Annotated in this window: 18 protein-coding genes and 1 riboswitch; of the genes, 16 read left to right on the top strand and 2 right to left on the bottom strand. The window is 34.1% G+C overall.

From position 1 onward, the window contains the following. The first annotated feature begins 92 nt into the window (after positions 1-92). The 4 genes from EDD63_RS00210 (at position 93) to EDD63_RS00195 (ending at position 4,580) form a co-directional block, all read left to right on the top strand. On the top strand, positions 93-1,496 hold the full coding sequence (locus tag EDD63_RS00210) for a hypothetical protein (RefSeq protein ID WP_134167263.1): 1,404 nt from the start codon (positions 93-95) through the stop codon (positions 1,494-1,496). Between the two features lie 98 nt (positions 1,497-1,594). Then, positions 1,595-2,902 (top strand): RNA polymerase sigma factor, encoded by a 1,308-nt coding sequence (locus tag EDD63_RS00205; RefSeq protein ID WP_166667484.1) that lies wholly within the window; start codon positions 1,595-1,597, stop codon positions 2,900-2,902. Positions 2,903-3,063: 161 nt separating this feature from the next. Then, positions 3,064-4,266 carry a [FeFe] hydrogenase H-cluster maturation GTPase HydF gene (gene hydF, locus EDD63_RS00200; RefSeq protein WP_134167259.1) on the top strand — a complete coding sequence of 401 codons (1,203 nt, stop codon included), beginning with the start codon at positions 3,064-3,066 and terminating at the stop codon, positions 4,264-4,266. A gap of 5 nt (positions 4,267-4,271) precedes the next feature. Beyond that, positions 4,272-4,580 (top strand): PTS sugar transporter subunit IIB, encoded by a 309-nt coding sequence (locus tag EDD63_RS00195; RefSeq protein ID WP_134167257.1) that lies wholly within the window; start codon positions 4,272-4,274, stop codon positions 4,578-4,580. 84 nt (positions 4,581-4,664) lie between these two features. Here the strand turns inward: EDD63_RS00195 and EDD63_RS00190 are convergent, their stop codons facing one another. Beyond that, positions 4,665-5,504 carry an HAD family hydrolase gene (locus tag EDD63_RS00190; protein WP_134167255.1) on the bottom strand — a complete coding sequence of 280 codons (840 nt, stop codon included), beginning with the start codon at positions 5,502-5,504 and terminating at the stop codon, positions 4,665-4,667. A gap of 11 nt (positions 5,505-5,515) precedes the next feature. After that, positions 5,516-7,426 (bottom strand): BglG family transcription antiterminator, encoded by a 1,911-nt coding sequence (locus EDD63_RS00185; protein ID WP_134167253.1) that lies wholly within the window; start codon positions 7,424-7,426, stop codon positions 5,516-5,518. A 277-nt stretch (positions 7,427-7,703) separates the two neighbouring features. Between EDD63_RS00185 and EDD63_RS00180 the strand changes: the two genes are divergently transcribed. The 12 genes from EDD63_RS00180 (at position 7,704) to EDD63_RS00125 (ending at position 20,474) form a co-directional block, all read left to right on the top strand. Further along, positions 7,704-8,015 carry a PTS sugar transporter subunit IIB gene (locus tag EDD63_RS00180; RefSeq protein ID WP_134167251.1) on the top strand — a complete coding sequence of 104 codons (312 nt, stop codon included), beginning with the start codon at positions 7,704-7,706 and terminating at the stop codon, positions 8,013-8,015. Between the two features lie 128 nt (positions 8,016-8,143). Then, positions 8,144-9,397 carry a PTS sugar transporter subunit IIC gene (locus EDD63_RS00175; protein ID WP_134167249.1) on the top strand — a complete coding sequence of 418 codons (1,254 nt, stop codon included), beginning with the start codon at positions 8,144-8,146 and terminating at the stop codon, positions 9,395-9,397. 19 nt (positions 9,398-9,416) lie between these two features. Continuing rightward, positions 9,417-9,761 (top strand): PTS sugar transporter subunit IIA, encoded by a 345-nt coding sequence (locus tag EDD63_RS00170; protein WP_134167247.1) that lies wholly within the window; start codon positions 9,417-9,419, stop codon positions 9,759-9,761. Positions 9,762-9,781: 20 nt separating this feature from the next. Then, entirely contained in the window at positions 9,782-11,218 is a 1,437-nt protein-coding gene (locus EDD63_RS00165; protein WP_134167245.1) for a glycoside hydrolase family 1 protein, read from the top strand. A 51-nt stretch (positions 11,219-11,269) separates the two neighbouring features. After that, positions 11,270-12,052, top strand: coding sequence for a histidine phosphatase family protein (locus tag EDD63_RS00160; protein ID WP_134167243.1), 783 nt, complete (start codon positions 11,270-11,272; stop codon positions 12,050-12,052). A 216-nt stretch (positions 12,053-12,268) separates the two neighbouring features. Next, positions 12,269-12,880, top strand: coding sequence for a YczE/YyaS/YitT family protein (locus tag EDD63_RS00155; RefSeq protein ID WP_134167241.1), 612 nt, complete (start codon positions 12,269-12,271; stop codon positions 12,878-12,880). 70 nt (positions 12,881-12,950) lie between these two features. Next, complete coding sequence (locus tag EDD63_RS00150; protein WP_134167239.1) at positions 12,951-15,182, top strand: purple acid phosphatase family protein; 2,232 nt, start codon at positions 12,951-12,953, stop codon at positions 15,180-15,182. A gap of 154 nt (positions 15,183-15,336) precedes the next feature. Beyond that, positions 15,337-16,227 carry a methylenetetrahydrofolate reductase [NAD(P)H] gene (gene metF, locus EDD63_RS00145; RefSeq protein ID WP_134167237.1) on the top strand — a complete coding sequence of 297 codons (891 nt, stop codon included), beginning with the start codon at positions 15,337-15,339 and terminating at the stop codon, positions 16,225-16,227. Continuing rightward, on the top strand, positions 16,220-16,843 hold the full coding sequence (locus EDD63_RS00140; protein WP_134167235.1) for a vitamin B12 dependent-methionine synthase activation domain-containing protein: 624 nt from the start codon (positions 16,220-16,222) through the stop codon (positions 16,841-16,843). Before metF ends, EDD63_RS00140 begins: the two co-directional genes overlap by 8 nt. Further along, positions 16,834-19,212: a homocysteine S-methyltransferase family protein gene (locus EDD63_RS00135; protein ID WP_134167233.1), complete on the top strand. Its 2,379-nt coding sequence runs from the start codon at positions 16,834-16,836 to the stop codon at positions 19,210-19,212. Before EDD63_RS00140 ends, EDD63_RS00135 begins: the two co-directional genes overlap by 10 nt. A 112-nt stretch (positions 19,213-19,324) precedes the next feature. Further along, positions 19,325-19,501, top strand: a riboswitch (cobalamin riboswitch). A gap of 39 nt (positions 19,502-19,540) precedes the next feature. Continuing rightward, entirely contained in the window at positions 19,541-19,972 is a 432-nt protein-coding gene (locus EDD63_RS00130; protein WP_134167231.1) for a DUF4430 domain-containing protein, read from the top strand. Position 19,973: 1 nt separating this feature from the next. Then, positions 19,974-20,474, top strand: coding sequence for a hypothetical protein (locus tag EDD63_RS00125; protein WP_134167229.1), 501 nt, complete (start codon positions 19,974-19,976; stop codon positions 20,472-20,474). The last annotated feature ends 7 nt before the right edge of the window (positions 20,475-20,481 follow it).

The raw sequence follows: 20,481 nt of genomic DNA, 5'->3' as shown, positions 1-20,481 counted from the left end.
ATACTTCGTTTGTTGATCATTGTTGTCAAATTTTAAAAAGAAAAACAATGTAAAACATGTGTGTATGTAGTTTATTACAAGGAGGAAAAAAGATGAATTTATTATTAAAATCAGTTGCTGTATTATCCTTATCATTAGGAATTATGCAACCAACGACTGTAAGTGCAAAAACAATGGAGCCAGTAACAGAACCAGAAGCTATGTCAATAGCTATCGATGAACGAAACTTTCCTGATGAAAGTTTACGTGCTTTAGTAAGAGACAAAGTAGAATCTGATACACTAACAAGCGAGAATGTAAAGAACTTTGATGGAACACTAGTTATTTCAGCAAGTACGCATGATGTAAAGAACTTTGCAGGAATCGAGCATTTAGGTATAGATACGCTTCTCATTGCTGGATATACGCAAGAATCATTAGAATTACCAAGTGGTTTACATACAAAAATGGTAATGGTTGTTGGAGCTACAAATCTTAAGAAAGTATCTAGAACAGATCTTGGAATACCAACTCATGTTTATTTTGAAGATTGTTCGAGTTTAGAATCTATTGATATATCATCAATAGAGATGGGTGGTAAATTAGAAATCATAAATGCAAGCGTACTTCAATCAATTGTAATGCCAGAATTATTTGCTGGAAGTATTAGTATTTTTAATGCTCCAAATTTAACAACGATGACAAATTTTGTGAAACCTACACAACTCGAACTAGAAGATGTTTCATTAACTGATGAAAACTTTGATTTAAGTGTCGTCGAAACGTTAACGCTATTCAATACAAATTTCAGCAATCCAAAATTGCTTGCTGAAAATTCTATCTTAACGGTAGCTAAACTGGGTGGAAATGCATTCCCATATGTTGAAACTAAAGGTGCAATTAAAGTTATTGATTACAGAGATACGAGTAATACAAGTGGTCTGTATACAAATTTGGTTCGTTCAAATGCAATTGAGTTAGAAGCTGAAGAAATCGAAGGTGGATTTAAGGTGACGATACCGGGTATTGACATGGACCGTGTAATGCTTCATAAAGACAGTAATTGGGAAAAAGAAGGTAGTGATTCATTTGTCTTAAAAGCAGATGAATTAGAAGCTTTAAACTACTACTATCAATTTTGTAAGAAGAAAGTCAATGCTCGAAGTTTGAATGCTGATGGATATGAAGTTGGTGAAGCTGCATATAGAACAACACATATTTTCGTTGTATCTAAAGTTACGCTAAAACAAGTTATCGACCCAGTAGATCCAACGCCAATTGATCCAAAACCAATTGATCCAAAACCAATTGACCCAAAACCAGTGGATCCAAAGCCAGTAGATCCAACACCAACAACACCTGTAATTGAATTGCCAGTTAAGATGCCAGAAAAAGATCTTACAAGTGAACCAAGTGTAGCAACAGCTGATACAACAGCTGTATCTAGTTCATTAGTACTTCTAGCGCTTAGTGGTTTAGTTTGTGCGTATGCTGGTGTCAAGAAAAAACGTACATAAATAATGAAAACTTATACAAGCAAGATAAGGAGTAGTGTGTCTTATTTTGTTTGATACTACCAAAGTGATGTAAAACTTTGACATAAGGATGTGTGATGATGGAGAAAAAAGAATTAGTAAAGGTAATAGAAAAAGCAAAAAAAAATGACCAGGATGCATTTAAAATACTGTATGACGAGTTTGTAAAAAATGTATACTTTACAGCTTGGGATCATTTTCATAATGAACATACAGCAAAAGATATTGTTCAAGATGTATTTATTCGTGTGCACAAGAAACTGGATACACTTGAAAGTCCAGAAGCATTTGGAACATGGATTAAACGAATTACGATTAACATGTGTTATGACTATGATAAAAAGAAGAAGCATATGATTGATTTAGGAGAAGATATTACAGTAGATGATTTCGAGGATCTCAACCAAAAAACTGCCAAAGAAATCCTCGATAATAAAGAAATAGTGGATACAGTCTACGAGAGTATTCAATCACTTACGACACCACTACGTACGGTTGGTCTACTACGATATTATGATGAGCTCTCGGTTAGCGAGATTGCATACGTCTTACAAATACCAGTAGGAACTGTGAATTCAAGATTAAATAGCTTACGTAGCAAACTAAAAGTAAAACTCGAAAGGCAAGGAATTAGTGTGAACTCTCTTCAAGGCTTTGCCTTATCACCATTACTTTTACATACCGTGTATATGAGTGTTGCAGAAAGCGTAAACGTACCTACTGCGCAAATTGCTAAAGCTGTCGGAGCTGGTAGTGTTGCAACTATTGGTACTAAATTTGCTTTAGGTACAGGAACTAAAATTGCAATTGCATCTGTTGTGAGTGTAGCTGGTATTGTAGGAATTACATTATTTAACCAAGATACACCAAGTCCTTCGATTGCCCCACCGCCAATTGAAAAGGAAGTTGTACAAGTGGAATCTGCCAAAATACAAGATATTGTTTATCCAACTGCCTGGACAAATAAAACAATAACTTTACAAGTACAAACAACAAACGATGTATATGACAAGATATTAGTAAATGGAAATGAATCTTTAGAAATTGCGGCTAATGGTAGCTATGTAGTCAGTTTGGAATATCAGGGAAAGCAAATTGATGAGCGTGTAATAGAGATTCAAAATTTTGATATGCACAGTCCTGTCATTGAAAACTATACAATACAAGGAACGAATTATGTTATTCGTTTATTTGATGAGCAATCAATGGTGAATTTTAGTAGTCTTCGTTATTATGAAGATGGAATTCAAAAGCCGAAAGATATTCAAATTGACACTGTAAATCAAAGCATCATCCTTGACTGTGATTATGGGGTAACAGCTGTTTTATATGTTGCTGATCATACAGGGAATGAGTTGAAAATCACTTTGCATGATAAAGTAGAATAAGTAAGAAAGCGAGCAATTGCTCGTTTTTCTTTACTTGTTTTGATGTATAATAATAGCAGTGAAAAATACGTCATTTCATATAGAGAATATGAAATACGCGTTCTTAATACTTTGGAAAGGAGATGTGTGTAGAAATAAAAAATTCTACATGCAATAGCAATATGAGTTTACAAAATACACCACATGCAAATCGTCTACATATTGGAATCTTTGGGAAGGTAAATAGTGGAAAAAGTACACTGCTGAATGGTTTAACCAAACAAAGTGTAGCTATTGTATCAGATCAAGAAGGAACTACAACTGACCCAGTATACAAAGCAATGGAATTACACGGGATTGGTCCGGTAGTCTTTATTGATACAGCTGGGTTTGGTGATATCACTGAACTAGGTGAAAAACGAATGGAAAAAACAAGACTTGCTTCACTGAAAAGTGACATCGCAATTATTGTCTTTGCAGATGAAGATATTGAAGAAGGAAAAGCTTGGTATCATTTCTTCAAGGAACAAAATACGAAAACCATTTTATTAATTAATGATAAGAGAATTGGAAATGTTGGTGCAATTGAACTAGCAATTCGTAGTTTCTCTGATGAAATGATTCTTGTGGTAGATGCAAATAAAGAAGATGGTATAGAAAAAGTGCGTGAAGCAATTCTACGTAACATTCCTGAAGCTTTTGATCCAGAAAGTATCACAAAAGGACTTGTCAAACAAGGTGATGTAGTTGTCCTTGTTATGCCGCAAGATATTCAGGCACCAAAAGGACGTCTTATCTTACCACAAGTACAAACACTACGTGATTTGCTTGATAAAAAAGCGATTGCTGTATCCTGTACTACAGACATGTTTGCACAAACGTTAACTTCCTTACAAAAAGCTCCTGATCTTATTATTTGCGATTCGCAAGTATTTAAAATAATCTATGAAATGAAACCAAAAGAAAGTAAACTCACTTCATTCTCGGTACTATTTGCAGATTACAAAGGAGATATTGAAAGTTATGTGAAAGGTGCAAACGCAATTGATTTACTGGATGCAAACAGCAAAGTATTAATTGCTGAGGCATGTACGCATGCACCACTTACAGAAGATATTGGACGTGTAAAAATCCCACGTATGCTAAAACAACGGTTTGGTGAATCATTACATATTGATATTGTCTCAGGAAATGATTTTCCAGATGATCTGTCAAATTATGACTTGATTATTCACTGTGGAGCATGTATGTTTAATCGTAAGTATGTGCTTTCAAGAATCAAAAAAGCAAGTGAAGCAGGAATTCCAATTACGAACTATGGAATTACCATTGCACATATACAAGGGATTCTTGATCACATCAGTTTACCAAAAGGGAAGGAATAATTTATATGATAAAAATTGTATTGATATGTGCTGGTGGAATGTCATCAAGTATGTTAGCACGTAATATGGAAGCAGCAGGAAAAGAAAAAGGTTTAGATATTCATATTTGGGCAATCGGTGAATCCGAAGCAGTTCGTAAAGTAGATGATGCGCAAATCATACTACTTGGACCACAGATCCGTTACCGTTTAGCTGCATTAGAAAAACAATTTCCTGAACTTCCAGTTAAAATGATCGATATGCAAGATTATGGAATGATGAATGGAAAAGCAACATTGGAAAAAGCATTGAAAGCAATTGAAGAACATAAGTAAAAAAGAAGAATCTTGAGTTTTTATAGCTCAGATTCTTCTTTTTGTGATTTGTAAGATACTTGCATTAAATGGACATAATAGGAATTATATTAGATTTAAATTAATAAAGGCATTTGCAAGTCCATTCTCACATACATCATTTGTGATATAGTTGCTTATACTTTTTACGTGTTCATGTGCATTACCCATGGCAACGCCAATTGCACAATAGGAAATCATCTCTACATCATTCATACTATCACCAAATGCAATCGTATCTTTTTGGTTTGCTTTGTAGGTTTCAAGTATATAGGCAATGGCATGTGCTTTACTAATATCCTTTTGATTAATTTCTAATGTATGTAGTGATAAATTTGGCATCACTTGTTTTACAATATGATATTGCTCGGTATAGTTAGCTTGTATTACTTCTAATGACTTTACATCATCACTAAACACCGTAATATTGGTAATTTCTTTCATATCATCAGATGTCATTTGATCTAGTAAAACCATACCCGTACGCTCCATATACGCTAATACTTCATCTTCATCACATGATAATTCATGTAATAACATCGTTTTGAAATTATCAAAGACAAAGGGATCCATAAAGCAGAAGTTTGGTGTATCTACTTTGTAACTTATTTGCATTGCTTCAATTGATGCAATCATTTGTTTCGCATCGGCTTCATCAATGGTATGGACTTGAAGTATTTCGTTATCTACTTCGATAATAGACCCACTTGATGCGATGATTCCCTTAAAAGGAAGTTGACGAAATGTTTCATCAACTTCCTGTAATGGGCGTCCAGTACAAATAAATAATTGGTGTCCATGTTTATGAGCGATTTCTATCGCGCTTTTTGCAGTTTGTGGGATTCCCACACTTTGATGGAAAAGCGTTCCATCAATATCGATAAATATATATTTTTGATCTTTCATAACTACTTCCTTTACATATTGATTTGTTCATAAATTAGTTTTTCAAATTCTTCGAAGGTTGTGCAATTCTTTGCGAGATTGACAACTTCCTCACGACTGAATAAACCAATAAGTGCTTCATAAAGCTCATGGAATATTCTTGAGTCTGTTTTATTGATTGCAATAAGTAAGATTACATTTGCTTTTTGTGTACCCCAATCAATTCCTTTTTTTGAAACACAAACATAAACACAGGTTTTAAATGCTTCCATTTTCATTGCATGTGGAATTGCAATGTTACCAAAAATGGTAGAAGCAGCATTTTCTCTTGCGAAGATCTTTTCAGTATAATCTTCTGGTACATAATTCAGTTCAATTAATGCATCACTCATAATGTTGATGAGTTCATTTTTATCTTTGAATTCGGGATCAACCAAGAATAAGTCTTTAGAGAAAAAGCGATGAAATTCATTTTTTAAAATCCGGTTTTGCTTATCAATTTGCACTTTGTGGATTGCCGCATAAATGTCATTTTTCTCTGGTTGTTTAATAAATGGTGGAATAAGGACAACTTCTTGCCAAATAGGTGCATTAATTTTTACAACAGTAATACACATATCAAAACTATATTTATGAAGTTCTTCTTCAGCATTGATTGTTTTTACGATATCAATTTGATTTCCAAAACTAATAAGTAAATCATTGTATAGTTGGCCTGCAATTTTCATATAGTTTGGACAAATTAGAATAACTTTTAATTTGGAATCATTTACTTTTTGTCGCTCAATTTCTGCACCAACATGTAAGGCTAGAAAGGCAATTTCGTCTTCATTAATATCTACATGGAATTGGTTTTGAATTTCTACTGCCATCAAGATTGCAATATCATATACTGTTGGACAACTACTTTTAATGCTTTCAGCCATTGGATTTTTTGTGTATTGCTTATTCGATGCACGTAAAATTAAATTCTTAAGATGCAATGCAAACGGTGTAACAAAGTTTTCATTATCTAAGTTGATAAAGTAATAGTCATTAATTTTCTCAACAATGCGTTTTGCAAGTGACAAAATATCCAATCCGATAATTTTATGCAATGTCTCATCATTTGTTGGAAGTGAGTAGTTTGCATTGGTTTTAAATAACATATAGACTTCATATCTTTCACTAGTCTCGAAAGATATGTGGAATTCGTTTTCAAAGGTATGACATAGTTCATTGACTAAAGAACGCTCATTTTCATCATCAATTTGAAAACTCTCATTTTGTACATCCATAGAGTGACCAGATAAAATTCGATCAATAATAATTGCAAAATGCAAAAGTAAGTTTACACGAGAAAAGTCATTGATGTAATAATTATACTTTTCGAAGGTCGAGACAATGATGTGGTTGATACGCTCAATTGGTAAAGTATCAAAACTATTAGAGATAATCTCCGCATTCATAAAATTCTTATTTGTTTCTTCATAAAGTACATAACTTACTAATTTTCGTTTGTTTTTCTCTTTTCCAATAATTTGAATTGCATCATTTACAATCACAAATTCCACATGAAAATTAGAGAATGTATGATTCATTCGAGAGATATCTTTTTTAATTGTCGAATAACTTACAAATAAATCTTCCGATAGATCATAAATATTAAGTTGTAGACAATGTTCGATTAAAATACGTTTAATAATTTCAAAAGAACGCTCTTCACTAGTTTGCGGTATATAGGACGTATCCTTTTCTAAGTATTTAGCACATGAACTTCGATTGATTTGATACCCATTATTTGAAGAATAAATGAGTGACTCACCATGTTCAAGGTTAATTGCACTTACATAATTTTTTACGGTACGCACAGAAATACCTAGACTATTTGCGATTTCTTTGCTGGTAACTGAAGTGTTTTTATTATAAAGAAGTTCAATTACATCTACATATTTTTTATTCATTATGTCCCCTCGTGGTTTCCTTTACTTTATTATAGAAATCTTTAGTTTCTACATCAATCCGTTATTTGCACCAGGTGGTGCAAATTTGTAATTTCATCATAACATATACACTTCACGATTCCTGTATAAAACCAAAATATACACAAAAACAAAGAACTATGGTGTGCTTTATGTGTTTGCATAACATGATTTGCACTAGGTGGTGCAAAAGTTAAGTTGAACAAAAAAATCAATTTTTAGATAATGAGGGTGACAAAAGCACAAGGAGGTGAACATCATGAATGAAATGAAAGTATTGTTATGCTGTGGTGCAGGTATGTCGAGTGGGTTTCTAGCACAAAAGACACGACAAGCAGCAAAGAAAAGAAAAATTGCAGCTACAGTTGATGCAAGAGCGGAAAGTGAAGTAGGTGCATATCTTAAATCCATCGATATCTTATTTGTTGGACCACATTACGCATCACGATTAGAAAACTTCGAACAAATGGCAGCACCATATAATATTCCTGTAGTCGTAATTCCACAAGATATTTATGCAGGTTTGAATGGGGAAGCATTGTTAGATTTAGCAATACAAACAATTGAATAAAAATAAAAAGAGCTAAGCGATAGCTTAACTCCAAGAGACACGCGAATATCTCTTTGCGAAAGTATAGCACAAATACGATTGTAAGAGATAAAAGAAACTTAAGAAAAGTTTAAAAGGAGAATTAGAAAATGAAAAAATTTATGGATTGGTTAGCAAATTCATTTGCACCAGCAGCTAATAAACTATTTAGTAAACCATGGATTAGTGGGATTTCAAGCGCAATGCAAAAGATTTTACCGTTTATTCTTACAGGATCGGTAATTTTCTTCTACAACGTATTTAAAGGATATCTGGACTTCTTACCAGACTTAGGTCCAATATCAACATACAGTTTCTTCTTAATTGGTATGATTACAGCATTTATGATGGGATATCAATTAATGGAGAAAAAAGATTTATCACATTATAGTGTAAATGTTGGGATTGTATCTGTTTGTTTAATGTTTATGTTTTGTACAGCAGCAGCTCCAGAAGGAACAAACCTAATGGATCGTTTGGGACCATCAAGTATTCTAACTGGGATGGTTTCAGGAAATGTTGTAGCTATCGTATTTAATTTATATGCAAAACTACATGTATTAGAGAATAATGTAACATTACCAGATTTCGTATCTGAATGGATCAATACAGTAATTCCTATTATTGCAACATTGGGATTGGGAATGATTTTAACAGTTGTACTTCAAATTGATGTATATCAAGCGTTAGAAGATTTCTTCTTACCGTTGCAAGTATTTGGACAAACATTACCAGGACTTATTCTATTGGTATTTGTGCCTGCATTCTTCTATACAATGGGGATTTCAACATGGCTATTCTCAGCAGTACAAACACCAATTTTCATGGCTGGAATCAATGCAAATATTGCAGCTGTTGCAGCTGGTGGTGCAGCAACAAACATCGTAACTAACGAAACAGTATATACATTAGCACTTATTATGATGGGAGGAACTGGAGCAACGTTAATGCTTAACTTCTTCATGTTATTCTCAAAATCAAAGAAACTAAAAACAATGGGTCGCATTTGTATTGGACCTTCATTATTCAACATTAATGAACCACTTGTGTTTGGAGCACCAATTGTATTTAACCCATTATTGATGTTGCCAATGTGGATTAACTCAATTACTGGACCAATTGTGATTTGGTTTGCGATGAGTAGTGGATTACTAAATATTCCTGATCAATTAATGCAAATTGCACAAGTACCAGCACCAATCAACTCTGTCTTAGTAACAAATGGAGATTTACGTGCAATTATCTGGTATGTCGTATTATGTGTGATTTATGGATTAACATGGTATCCATTCTACAAAGTATATGAAAAACAATGTATTGCGGCTGAAACAGCAGAGGCAGTGACAGAAAAAGCAAACATTTAATGGAAGAAGGGCATAGGGTATGAGTGAACAAATGAAAGAAAATGAATTAATCAGTGTTGCAATGCAGATTATTTTACATGCAGGAGATGCACGTATCAGAATTCAAGAAGCATTGAAACATGGGAAAGAATTAGATTTTGAAGCAGCAAGAAAAAGTCTAGTTGAAGCAAAGGAATGTATCCGCTTGGCACATCAAAGCCAAACGGAAGTGATTCAAAACGAAACACGTGGAATGGTATATGAACCAAGCTTATTATTTAACCACGCACAAGATACATTGATGACCATCATGAGTGAAAACAATATGGCTAATGAAATGATTGATATGTTTGAAGTGATGTATCACAAATGCTGCAAAAATTAAGAAACATGGAGGCAATATAAATGAGTAAATTAGAAGGATTTCCTAAAGATTTTCTTTGGGGAGCTGCAACGAGTGCATATCAAGTAGAAGGTGCAGCAAATGAGGACGGTAAAGGCCTTTCACAACAAGATGTGATTAATACAGAAAGACATAAAGCATATGGTTTTGCGGATGCTAGTATTGCTAGTGACCATTATCATAAATATAAAGAAGATATCGCATTGTTTAAAGAAATGGGATTTACAAGTTATCGTTTTTCCATTGCTTGGACTCGTATTTTTCCAAATGGAGGAGATGAAGTCAATCAAGCAGGAGTCGATTTCTATCGCAATCTAATTAAAGAGTGTAAAGATAACGGAATTGAACCAATTCCAACGCTATATCATTATGATTTGCCATGGGCACTTGTTGAAAAGTACAATGGTTGGTTATCTAGGGAAGTAGTTAAAGATTTTGAAATTTATGCAAAATTCATTATTAATGAATTCAAAGATGACATTAAATATTGGGTAACAATTAACGAGCAAAGTATTATTGTTCAATACTGGACACAAAAATGTTATGTGCCAGAGGAGTACCAAAATCAAAATCAATTGCGCTATCAAATTAATCACCATATGAATTTATGTCAAGCGATTGCAGTAAAATACGCGCATGAAGTTGGAGCACTTGCAGGTCCAGCACTTGGATATTCACCAATTTATGCAAGAACATGTAAGCCGGAAGATCAAATTGCTGCATTGAATGCAAATGATTTACGTAACTCATACTACTTAGACGTTTATTTTAAAGGATATTATACAGTGGCTCCGCTAACATATCTTCAAGAAAATGGACTGGCTCCTGTTATTGAAGAAGGAGATGAAGAATTGTTTAGAGCAAACATCTCGGATTTCTTTGCCATTAACTACTATGATTCACAATGTGCACATGCATGTCCAGAAGGTGCAGAACGTTCATGGTCTGGATATAACCTAACAGGGAAAAAAGGGGATATGTCAGGATTTGAAACACATCCAGGGTTCTACCAAATGTGTCCAAACCCAGAATTAGATACAACTGCATGGGATTGGGCGATTGATCCAATTGGACTTGAATATGTATACCGTGATTTATACACAAGATACAAAGTACCATTTATGATTACCGAAAATGGACTTGGAGCATATGATGATTTAACTGAAGATGGAAAGATTCATGATGATTACCGTATTGACTACTTAAGAGCACATATTCAAGCAACAAAACGTGCAATGGATAAAGGTGTAGAAGTGCTTGGATACATGCCATGGTCAGCATTAGATCTATTATCAACAAGTAACGGATATAAAAAACGCTATGGTTTGATTTATGTAGATCGTACAGATGAAGATCCAAAAGAATGTAAACGAATTCGTAAAGATTCATTCTATTGGTATAAAAAAGTCATTGCTTCAGATGGAACAGATTTAGATTAAAACAGATCGTAAATAATAAAAAATTAGATTTGATCTAATACATGAGGGAATATGAAAAAAATATGTAAAGTGATACTAAGTCTTGTATTACTTGTAGGAATGGCTGCATGTAATACAAGCGCAAATAAAGAAGAAGCAGAAAAGAAAGAATCAAAAGAAATTACAATTTATTTAGTTCGACATGGAAAAACTTGGTTTAATACAAACAATCAAGTACAAGGATGGAGTGATTCTCCGCTTACTGATGTTGGAGTAGAACAAGCTAAAAAAGTAGGTGTTGGATTAAAAGATGTTGCATTTAGTCATGCCTTCTCAAGTGATTTAGGTAGACAAAGAAGTACTGCACAGTATATTTTGTCTGAGAATAAAAACGAGATTCCATCGATTACTGAACTTTTAGAATTTAGAGAGAAGAATTATGGTAGCTTTGAAGGTGGATCAAATGACACAATGAATCTAGCAGTAGTAGAAACGCTTGGCGTAGAATACCCTACGGAAAGTGATGCACTTTGGGATTTTATTCAAGAAACGATGACTGCAGAAGAACTAGCAAGTAAGATTGCAGAGGTTGACCCTTCACAAACTGCAGAAACTGCACAACAAGTTAAAGAACGTGGAGCAAAAGCAATGGAATTAATGATGGAGTCGGTTGGAGATGATGGAAGTAATGTACTGATTGTCTCATCAGGAGGAATTATTCCACTAATTTTAGAAGCGATCGCACCAGGTGAGTATAATGGTGAAAAAATTGCAAACTGCAGTGTTACTGTACTGAAATACAAAGATGGAAAGTACACAGTTGATGTTATCGGTGACACAACGTACGTAGAATAAAATGAATAAAAGATTCAAACAAGACCGATATAGTTTGAAATTTCATAAGTATACCAAAAGGTAACTTAGAAAAGCTAGCTAGGTTTTCTAGCTGGCTTTTTTTAAAACTGCGACATCAAAACAATAAAAGAATTAGTTATGTCGTGACCTAATTCATTGGAGGAAATATGAAATATAAAAATATAAAGCACTTACAGAAAACTGAAGGTGTAAATCATGAATGATGAATATGTAGGTAGACGTATTATACGTATGATTGTAGGTTCAATTATCTTAGGTTTTGGAATTGCACTTGCGATATGTTCTACCCAAGGCGGAGATGCAATTTCTGTGTTCTCAGAAGGTGTAAGTATCTTAATTGGTACGAGTATTGGAAATGCGACAGTTTTATTCTACTTTATTTGGATACCACTCGCATTTGTTTTCTATCGTGATCAATTAGGGATCGGAACCATTGCATCACCTGTGATTGCTTCAATAACACTAGATGCAACCATTCTATATGGTTGGCAAACGTTATATGCCTTGCCACATCTTGTAGCAATGGGACTCGGTATTGTTTGTATTGGGATTGGCTTAGGTGTTTATGTGAGTGCCAATATGGGACGGTCGAGTTATGATGCAATCATTGGTGGACTATCCAATAAACTAGGAATTCCAATTTGGTTAAGTAAAAGTGGATGTGATGTAATCTTATGTGTGATTGGTTTTCTGCTTGGTGGAACGGTTGGCTTAGGTCCTATTTGTGGAATTATATGCATTGGTCCAGTACTACAATTCACACTACAAACAATCACGAAAAAAGATCAAAAAACGATTACTACATAAAAACTTCTTTTGGGTGAACTCTTTAGGGGAAGAAAATTCGGGGAGATTCATAAAAATAAAGGAGAAACAAATGTTTAAGAAAATAGGGATTAGTATTATCGCTTTTGTATTATTAGCTAGCGGCTCACTTGTTTTAAATGCAGAACAATCAAAAGTGAGTGCAGCAGAATCAACAATTACGTCAGTTGATAATTTAGAGTTAGTAACGAATGATATGCAATGGAAATACTTGGATGATTTTAGTGATCCAAATACCGGGACATGGTTTGAAAGTTGGAATAAAAGAAATGGATGGAGTTATCCTACAACATGGCATGATTGGGATGGAGAAGTCTATTTACAATTTGAAGAAGATGGATGGAAAGACTTTCAAGGATCGCTTTTTTCGACGGATGCTTCTACTAACGGACAAATTCTAGAAAAAAGAGAAGGTGAACTTGTTGGTTCGACATATTTCTTCCGTCATACATTTCGTATTCGTGAAGATTTAGCAAATGAGGTGTACGCTATTAGTGGTACAGTGCGCTACAATGATGCGATGATTATGTACATTAATGGAAAACCAGTAGACTCATGGTTTAATATACCTACTTCAAACTATAAAACAAATCTTTCATATGGTTGTCAGGATAAAGTTGTTGATGGCTATAAGGAAGAAGCATTTCTAATTGAAGATACAACAAGCTTTAAAAATGGTGGAATTGCAGGTGAGTATCAATATGTAGATGGTACCGAACGAGAAAACCAAAAAGTCGTAGATGAAGAAAACACGGTATATCATGTGGATGCTGATGGGAATCGTTACCGCGATATAACCATAGCGGTTGAACTACATACAAGTGATGAAAATGATACAGATGCATATTTTGAGTTGTTGTCATTTCGTCTAAATCCAGCAACAGATATCTTGCCAGAAAGCGATGCGATAAAAAGTGTTGCATTAAACACAGGTGCATCTGAGAATGAACTAAATGTTGCATGGTATTCACGTTCAAATGAACAGGGATATTTACAAATCGCTGAAGGTGATGATCCAAATGCTACATTCCCATTAGAGCGTGCGACATCTATTGCGGCTAGTAGTCCAACATTAGCGTATACCAAATTTACAAATCAACATTATTACTCAAATAAAGCAGTCTATACAACAATTGAACCTGAAAAGAATTACGTCTATCGTGTAGGAAATGATGAAGGCTTTTCAAAAGTGTATAAGCTGCAAACAAAAGATATACAAAGTGGATATGAGGTTTTATTTGTATCAGATCCTCAAATCGGAACAGGTACAGTATTGACTGATAAACATGCTTGGAATGATACATTAACTAAAGCTACCTCATTATTTCCAAATCTTAGTTTCATTATTAATACAGGAGATTTTGTTGATGTAGCAACAAAAGAAGGGGAGTATGATGGATATTTTTCAACAGAAATCCTGCAAACACTACCAACAGCAACTGCTGTAGGAAATCATGATCTTGCATCTAATTATGGTTCACATTTCAATGAACCAAATGCTTCGTCTTATGGAAAAACAGTAGCGAATAGTGATTACTATTTCGTATATGGAAATGTACTGTATATGGTTCTGAATACAAGTTCAGCAAATGATTTAGAACACGTTGCTTTCATGGATGCGGTAATGGAAGAAACTAAGGATGAAACATTTGATTGGAAAGTTGTCATGTTCCATAATTCCATCTATGCAGCTGGAAAACAATCGACAAATAAAGATGTACCACTGCGCAGAGAAACACTTGTACCTGCTTTTGATCGACACGAAATTGATGTTGTTTTAATGGGGCATGATCACTGTTATGCAAGAAGTGAATTCATGAAAGAATTCGAAGTTATGGAAGAGTATGTTGGACAAACACAAGTGCAAGACCCAGAAGGAACACTCTATCTAACAACAAGTTCATCAACTGGATCAAAGTACTATGATTTAGTTGCTGGTGGATATGAATATCTTGCATTTTCAGCACAATATAAAGTTCCAGTATTTATGCATCTTTCATTTACGGAAGATACCTTTACTATGGAATCATACCGTACAGATTCACTAGATGTGTTCGATAGTTATACAATTAAAAAGACAAAGAAAATAGATGAAGAAATCAAACAACCAGAAACACCAGAAAAACCAACAGAAGATACAAAAACAAAACCAGAAAATAGTAGTACGGTTCATGCTGCTGTAGATACGATGGATCATACACAAACATATGTACTTGTATTACTTATGTTAGTAAGTGGAATTATGCTTAGCACATATTTTATCAAAAAAGGTAGTAAGCAATAACAATAAGAAGTAGTCCGATATGTACAACAGCTATATATGTATGGATGAATTGAAGAAAACATCAGATTTTGGTCTGGTGTTTTTCTTTGTTTTTATAAATATATTTAGAAGTGTTTATGCTATAATAAACAAAATTGTAATAGGGGGACACATTATGCATATCGATCAAATATTAAAAAAGAAGAAAACATTATCATTTGAAATCTTTCCACCAAAGAATAAAAGTGGAGATATTTCAAGTATTTATCAAACGGTTGAAGCACTGAAAGATTTGGATCCAGATTTTATTTCTGTAACCTATGGTTCAGGTGGATCTACTATTGGTAAAACTTTAGAAATTGCAGATGTGATTAAAAATACATATGGAATTGAACCGATGGCACATCTTACAAGTATCGTTTCAACAAAAGAAGATGTAAATGATTTTTGTATGAAACTTAAAGAAAGTAATGTAGATAATATATTGGCATTACGTGGAGATATGCCTTTAGATGATCGTGTTGTATGTCCAAAACAGTTTTCATATGCTACAGATTTGATTAAACACATTCAAGAAACATTTCCAAATGATTTTTGTTTGGCTGGTGCTTGTTATCCTGAAGTGCATCAAGAAGCTGATTGTTTTGAAAATGATTTAAAAGCATTGAAGGCAAAAGTAGATGCAGGTGCAAAGTTTGTAATTACACAGATTTTTTATGACAATAACTATTACTATCGTTTAGTACGTGAAGCACGTAAAATTGGTATTGATGTGCCAATTCTAGCAGGAATTATGCCAGCATTAAATGCAAAACAGCTTTTGCGAACAACAAGAATGTGTGGATGTACTGTACCTTTTGAATTATCTACACGAATTGAAAAATACTATTACAACGATGATGCAATGCAAGAAGTGGGGATTAGTTTTGCTGTAAATCAAATAATCGACTTAATTGCGAATGGTGTAGATGGACTTCATATTTATACAATGAATCGACCAGAAATTGCCAAAAGTATCTTTGCGCAAATTCCAAATATCCTGAAAGATTTTTATCATTATGATTAAACAAACTGCATTAAAATACTTAGGATATAGTAATCAGGAATTGAGTGATTCATTTCTTGAACTATTAGATACATGCGAGAAAGAAGTTAAAGAACTTTCACATTTTAAAGCAACGTATGTGATTAGTAAGTTACAAGCACCTTTTATTTTAACTGCTTTTGATTTACGCGTAGATTCAAATGATTTAATTGAAGCATTAGGTTCATGTAAAGAAATTGCAATTATCGCTTGTACTTTAGGAAGTGAAATCGATAGTAGAACTCGATATTATCACTCTCTTGATATGCAAAAAGCTGTAGTCTTTGATGCAGTTGCTTCCGCTTATGTGGAAGCTTGTTGCGATGCATATGAAGATGAAGTGTTTGGTAAAAATCATAGTTTTCGCTATGCACCTGGATATGGTGATATACCATTAGAATTAAATCAACAGTTATGCAAGCTCATGAATTTGCATAAAAAGATTGGGGTTTCATTAGATGCATCCAGTTTATTTGTGCCAATGAAAAGCATGACTGGATTTGTGGGTTTACATATGGATAAACAAAAGAAGTCGTGCAAAAGTTGTACACAAAAAGAACACTGCGAGTATTTAAAAAGGGGGAGCACATGTTACTAGAACAGTTAAAGAAACGAGTTCTCGTTTTTGATGGGGCGATGGGTACCCAACTACAAAACATTGGCTTAAAAGCTGGAGACATTCCTGAAGAATATAATATCACCCGTAAAGAGGATATGATTCGTATTCACAAGTCATACCTAGATGCAGGTGCTGATTTTATTAGTACAAATACATTTGGTTGTTCGCCTTATAAGATGGCAGACAGCTTGTATGAATTAGAAGATTTGATTACACATGCAATTGATAATGCAAATCAAGCAAAGATAGGTGTAGATCGTGAAGTATATATCGCCTATGATATGGGACCGATTGGACAATTGTTAGAACCAATGGGAACATTATCATTTGATGAAGCCTACGAACAATTCAAAGTGCAAGTAGAGTTTGCTAAAGATAAAGTAGATGCATTTATTGTGGAAACAATGACGGATATTTATGAAGTCAAAGCAGCAATACTCGCAATTAAGGAAACCTGTGATTTACCAATTATTGTATCAATGACTTTTGAAGCAAATGGACGTTCATTAACTGGAACAGACCCATTGACATTTGTGAATGTCGTTGAAGGTTTGGGTGCAGATGTACTTGGTGTAAACTGCTCACTTGGTCCTAAAGAACTATTACCGATTGTCGAAGAAATTTTAGCTGTTGCTAGAATTCCAATGATTGTACAACCAAATGCTGGTTTACCATGTTTAGAACATGGAGAAACACATTATCATTTAACAAGTGAAGAATATGCAATGTATGCCCATAGGTTTGTAGAAATGGGAGTCAGTATCATTGGTGGTTGTTGTGGAACAACACCTGCATTTATTCAAGAAGCAAAAAAAGCAAGTGAGTTAGGATTGCACTTTACACCTGCTAAGAAGAAAACAAGAGTATCCAGTGGTAGTAAAACTGTTACTTTTGAAAATCAGGTAATTGTATGTGGAGAACGTTTGAACCCTACGGGAAAGAAAAAGTTAAAACAAGCACTACTTGATGAAAAATATGATGAAGTATTACGTGAAGCCATTCACCAACAAGAAGCTGGTGCAGATATTCTTGATGTGAATGTTGGTGTGCCAGGTATCGATGAAAGCCAAGTCATGACAAAAGTGGTGAAAATGATTCAAGAAGTGATCAATTTACCACTACAGATGGATAGTTCTTCACCCGAAGCGCTAGAAAAAGCATGTCGATATTACAATGGACGACCATTAATTAACTCGATTAATGCTAAACCAGAAGTAATGCATAATATACTACCGATTGCTAAGAAGTATGGTGGAGTAGTTATTGGTTTAACTCTTGCTGATCAAATTCCACTATTAGCTAGTGAACGAGTTCAACTCGCTAAGGATATGATAAAACAAGCAGAAGCTTATGGAATTCATCCTAAAGATGTAATTATTGATTGTTTAACTTTAACTGCAAGTGCTCAACAAAAAGAAGTGCAAGAAACACTACGAGCTCTACAAATGGTAAAAGAACTTGGACATCATACGGTACTAGGTGTAAGTAATGTATCTTTTGGTTTGCCTAATCGTCCATTACTAAACCGTACATTCCTTACGATGGCGATGCAAGCAGGCCTAGATTTGCCAATTATCAATCCACTGGATTTTGAATTGATGTCAACTATTGACGCATTCAATGTAATCACTAATCAAGATGTGGATAGTACAAAGTACATTGCACATCAAGCAAATGTGACTGTAGAAAAGAAAGTAGTTCAACATCATACAAATACAACACAAAGTTTTGATCAAATGTCACTATATGATGCAATAATACGCGGCTTAAAAGATGAAGTGCATACATTAGCTACACAAGAATTAGAAACTAAACAACCACTCGATATCGTCCAAGATATTGTTATTCCTGCTTTAAATCAAGTAGGTGATGATTATGAAAGTGGAAAGATTTTCTTGCCACAACTCATTCAATCAGCAGAAACAACGAAAGTAGCTTTTGAAGTACTCCAAAGTAGAATGCAAGGAAGCTCAGCAACAAAAAAAGGGCCTATTATAATGGCTACAGTGGAAGGTGATATTCATGATATTGGTAAGAATATTGTGAAAGTTGTATTGGAATCGTATGGCTATGAAGTCATCGATTTAGGAAAAAATGTTCCAGTGCAAAGTGTGGTTGATGCATTTTTGAAATATAAACCAAAAGCAATTGGATTATCTGCACTGATGACAACAACTGTTGTTTCGATGAAGAAAACCATTGAAGCCTTACGTCAATATGATGAGGTTTGTCCAATAATGGTTGGTGGGGCAGTCTTAACGCAAGAAATCGCAGATGAGATTCATGCTGACTATTATGGTGTAGATGCCATGGCTACAGTTAAAATTGTGCAACAAATTATCGGATAAAGGAAAAGAGATATGGATTATTGTGCCATATCTCTTTACTTTGCTTCCTTTATCAACATATGCTGAGATTTTTTGTTTATATGAAACTTGACTTGCATGCTATAATAATCAATGTCAATTTATATTCAATGGTGCCATCCTAAAGATGGAGAATAGGGAATGTAGTGAGAATCTACAACTGTCCTAGCAGCTGTAATATGGAAAGTATATCAAACCACTGTGGAATCCATGGGAAGGGATATGCTTGTTGAAGTAGAGTCAGAAGACCTGCCATTGTCTAATGTTTATAATTGTTTTCTAGGGTTGAAACAAGGAAAGAGAGAGATAGATGAATAAAAAAACAAAATTGATAGTTGGAGCACTCGTTTTACTACTTGCTGTTGTAGGTGGAATCTATGGATATCGCGAACTCAACAAAGATGATAGTAAAAAAACAGTGCAAGTCGTAATTGTTGCTGATGACAAAGAAGTCTTCAATGAACAAGTAAAAACTAATGCAAGTTCACTTGCTGATTTACTAAAAGAATTGAAGGATGAAAAAACCATTAAACTAGACTATACAAACAGTGACTATGGAATGTATATTACGGGAATGGGTGGCTCAAAAATGTATAAAGAAGATAAAACTGCCAATACATTTTGGACTTATACATCAGATACAAATGAACAATGTACAAAAGCAGATTTTTGCCCGTCAGCTGAAGATTTAAATATCGTTGATAACGATAGCTTTACATTTACTTTAATGGCTTTTGAATAACATGCGTAATGTGCAAAGTATTGTCATTTACACAATGTGTGCAGCTTTACTTGTTGTTTCCAAAGAGATGTTAGCCTTTCTACCAAATGTCGAATTGGTGAGCTTTCTACTGATTATGTATGCGTTACATTTTCAACTACGTGGATGTTTATTTATAAGCGTACTCTTTTGCTTTCTGCAAATGATTCTTTATGGCGTAGGAACTTGGACACCTGTTTATTTCATGGTTTGGCCAGGACTTGTTTGTATAACGAAATTGTGTAAAAAGATATGTACAGATGAATATCGTTGGGCATTTTTTAGCGGACTATTTGGTTTAAGTTTTGGTTTCTTATTTTCGATTCCATACTTTATGATGTCATTTGAAATAGGAGTTGCATATTATGTGCGTGGAATTCCATACGATGTAATTCACGGAATTGCCAATTTTATGATTATGCTAATACTATTTTCAAAAGTAAACCAAGTACTTGGTCAACTTAGTATAAAATACAAACTCTAGCATGTGC

The sequence above is a fragment of the Breznakia blatticola genome, from assembly GCF_004365815.1.
Lineage (GTDB): Bacteria > Bacillota_I > Bacilli_A > Erysipelotrichales > Erysipelotrichaceae > Breznakia > Breznakia blatticola.
The sequence above is the reverse complement of the archived record's forward strand: the minus strand, read 5'-3'. Positions and strand labels throughout refer to the sequence as shown.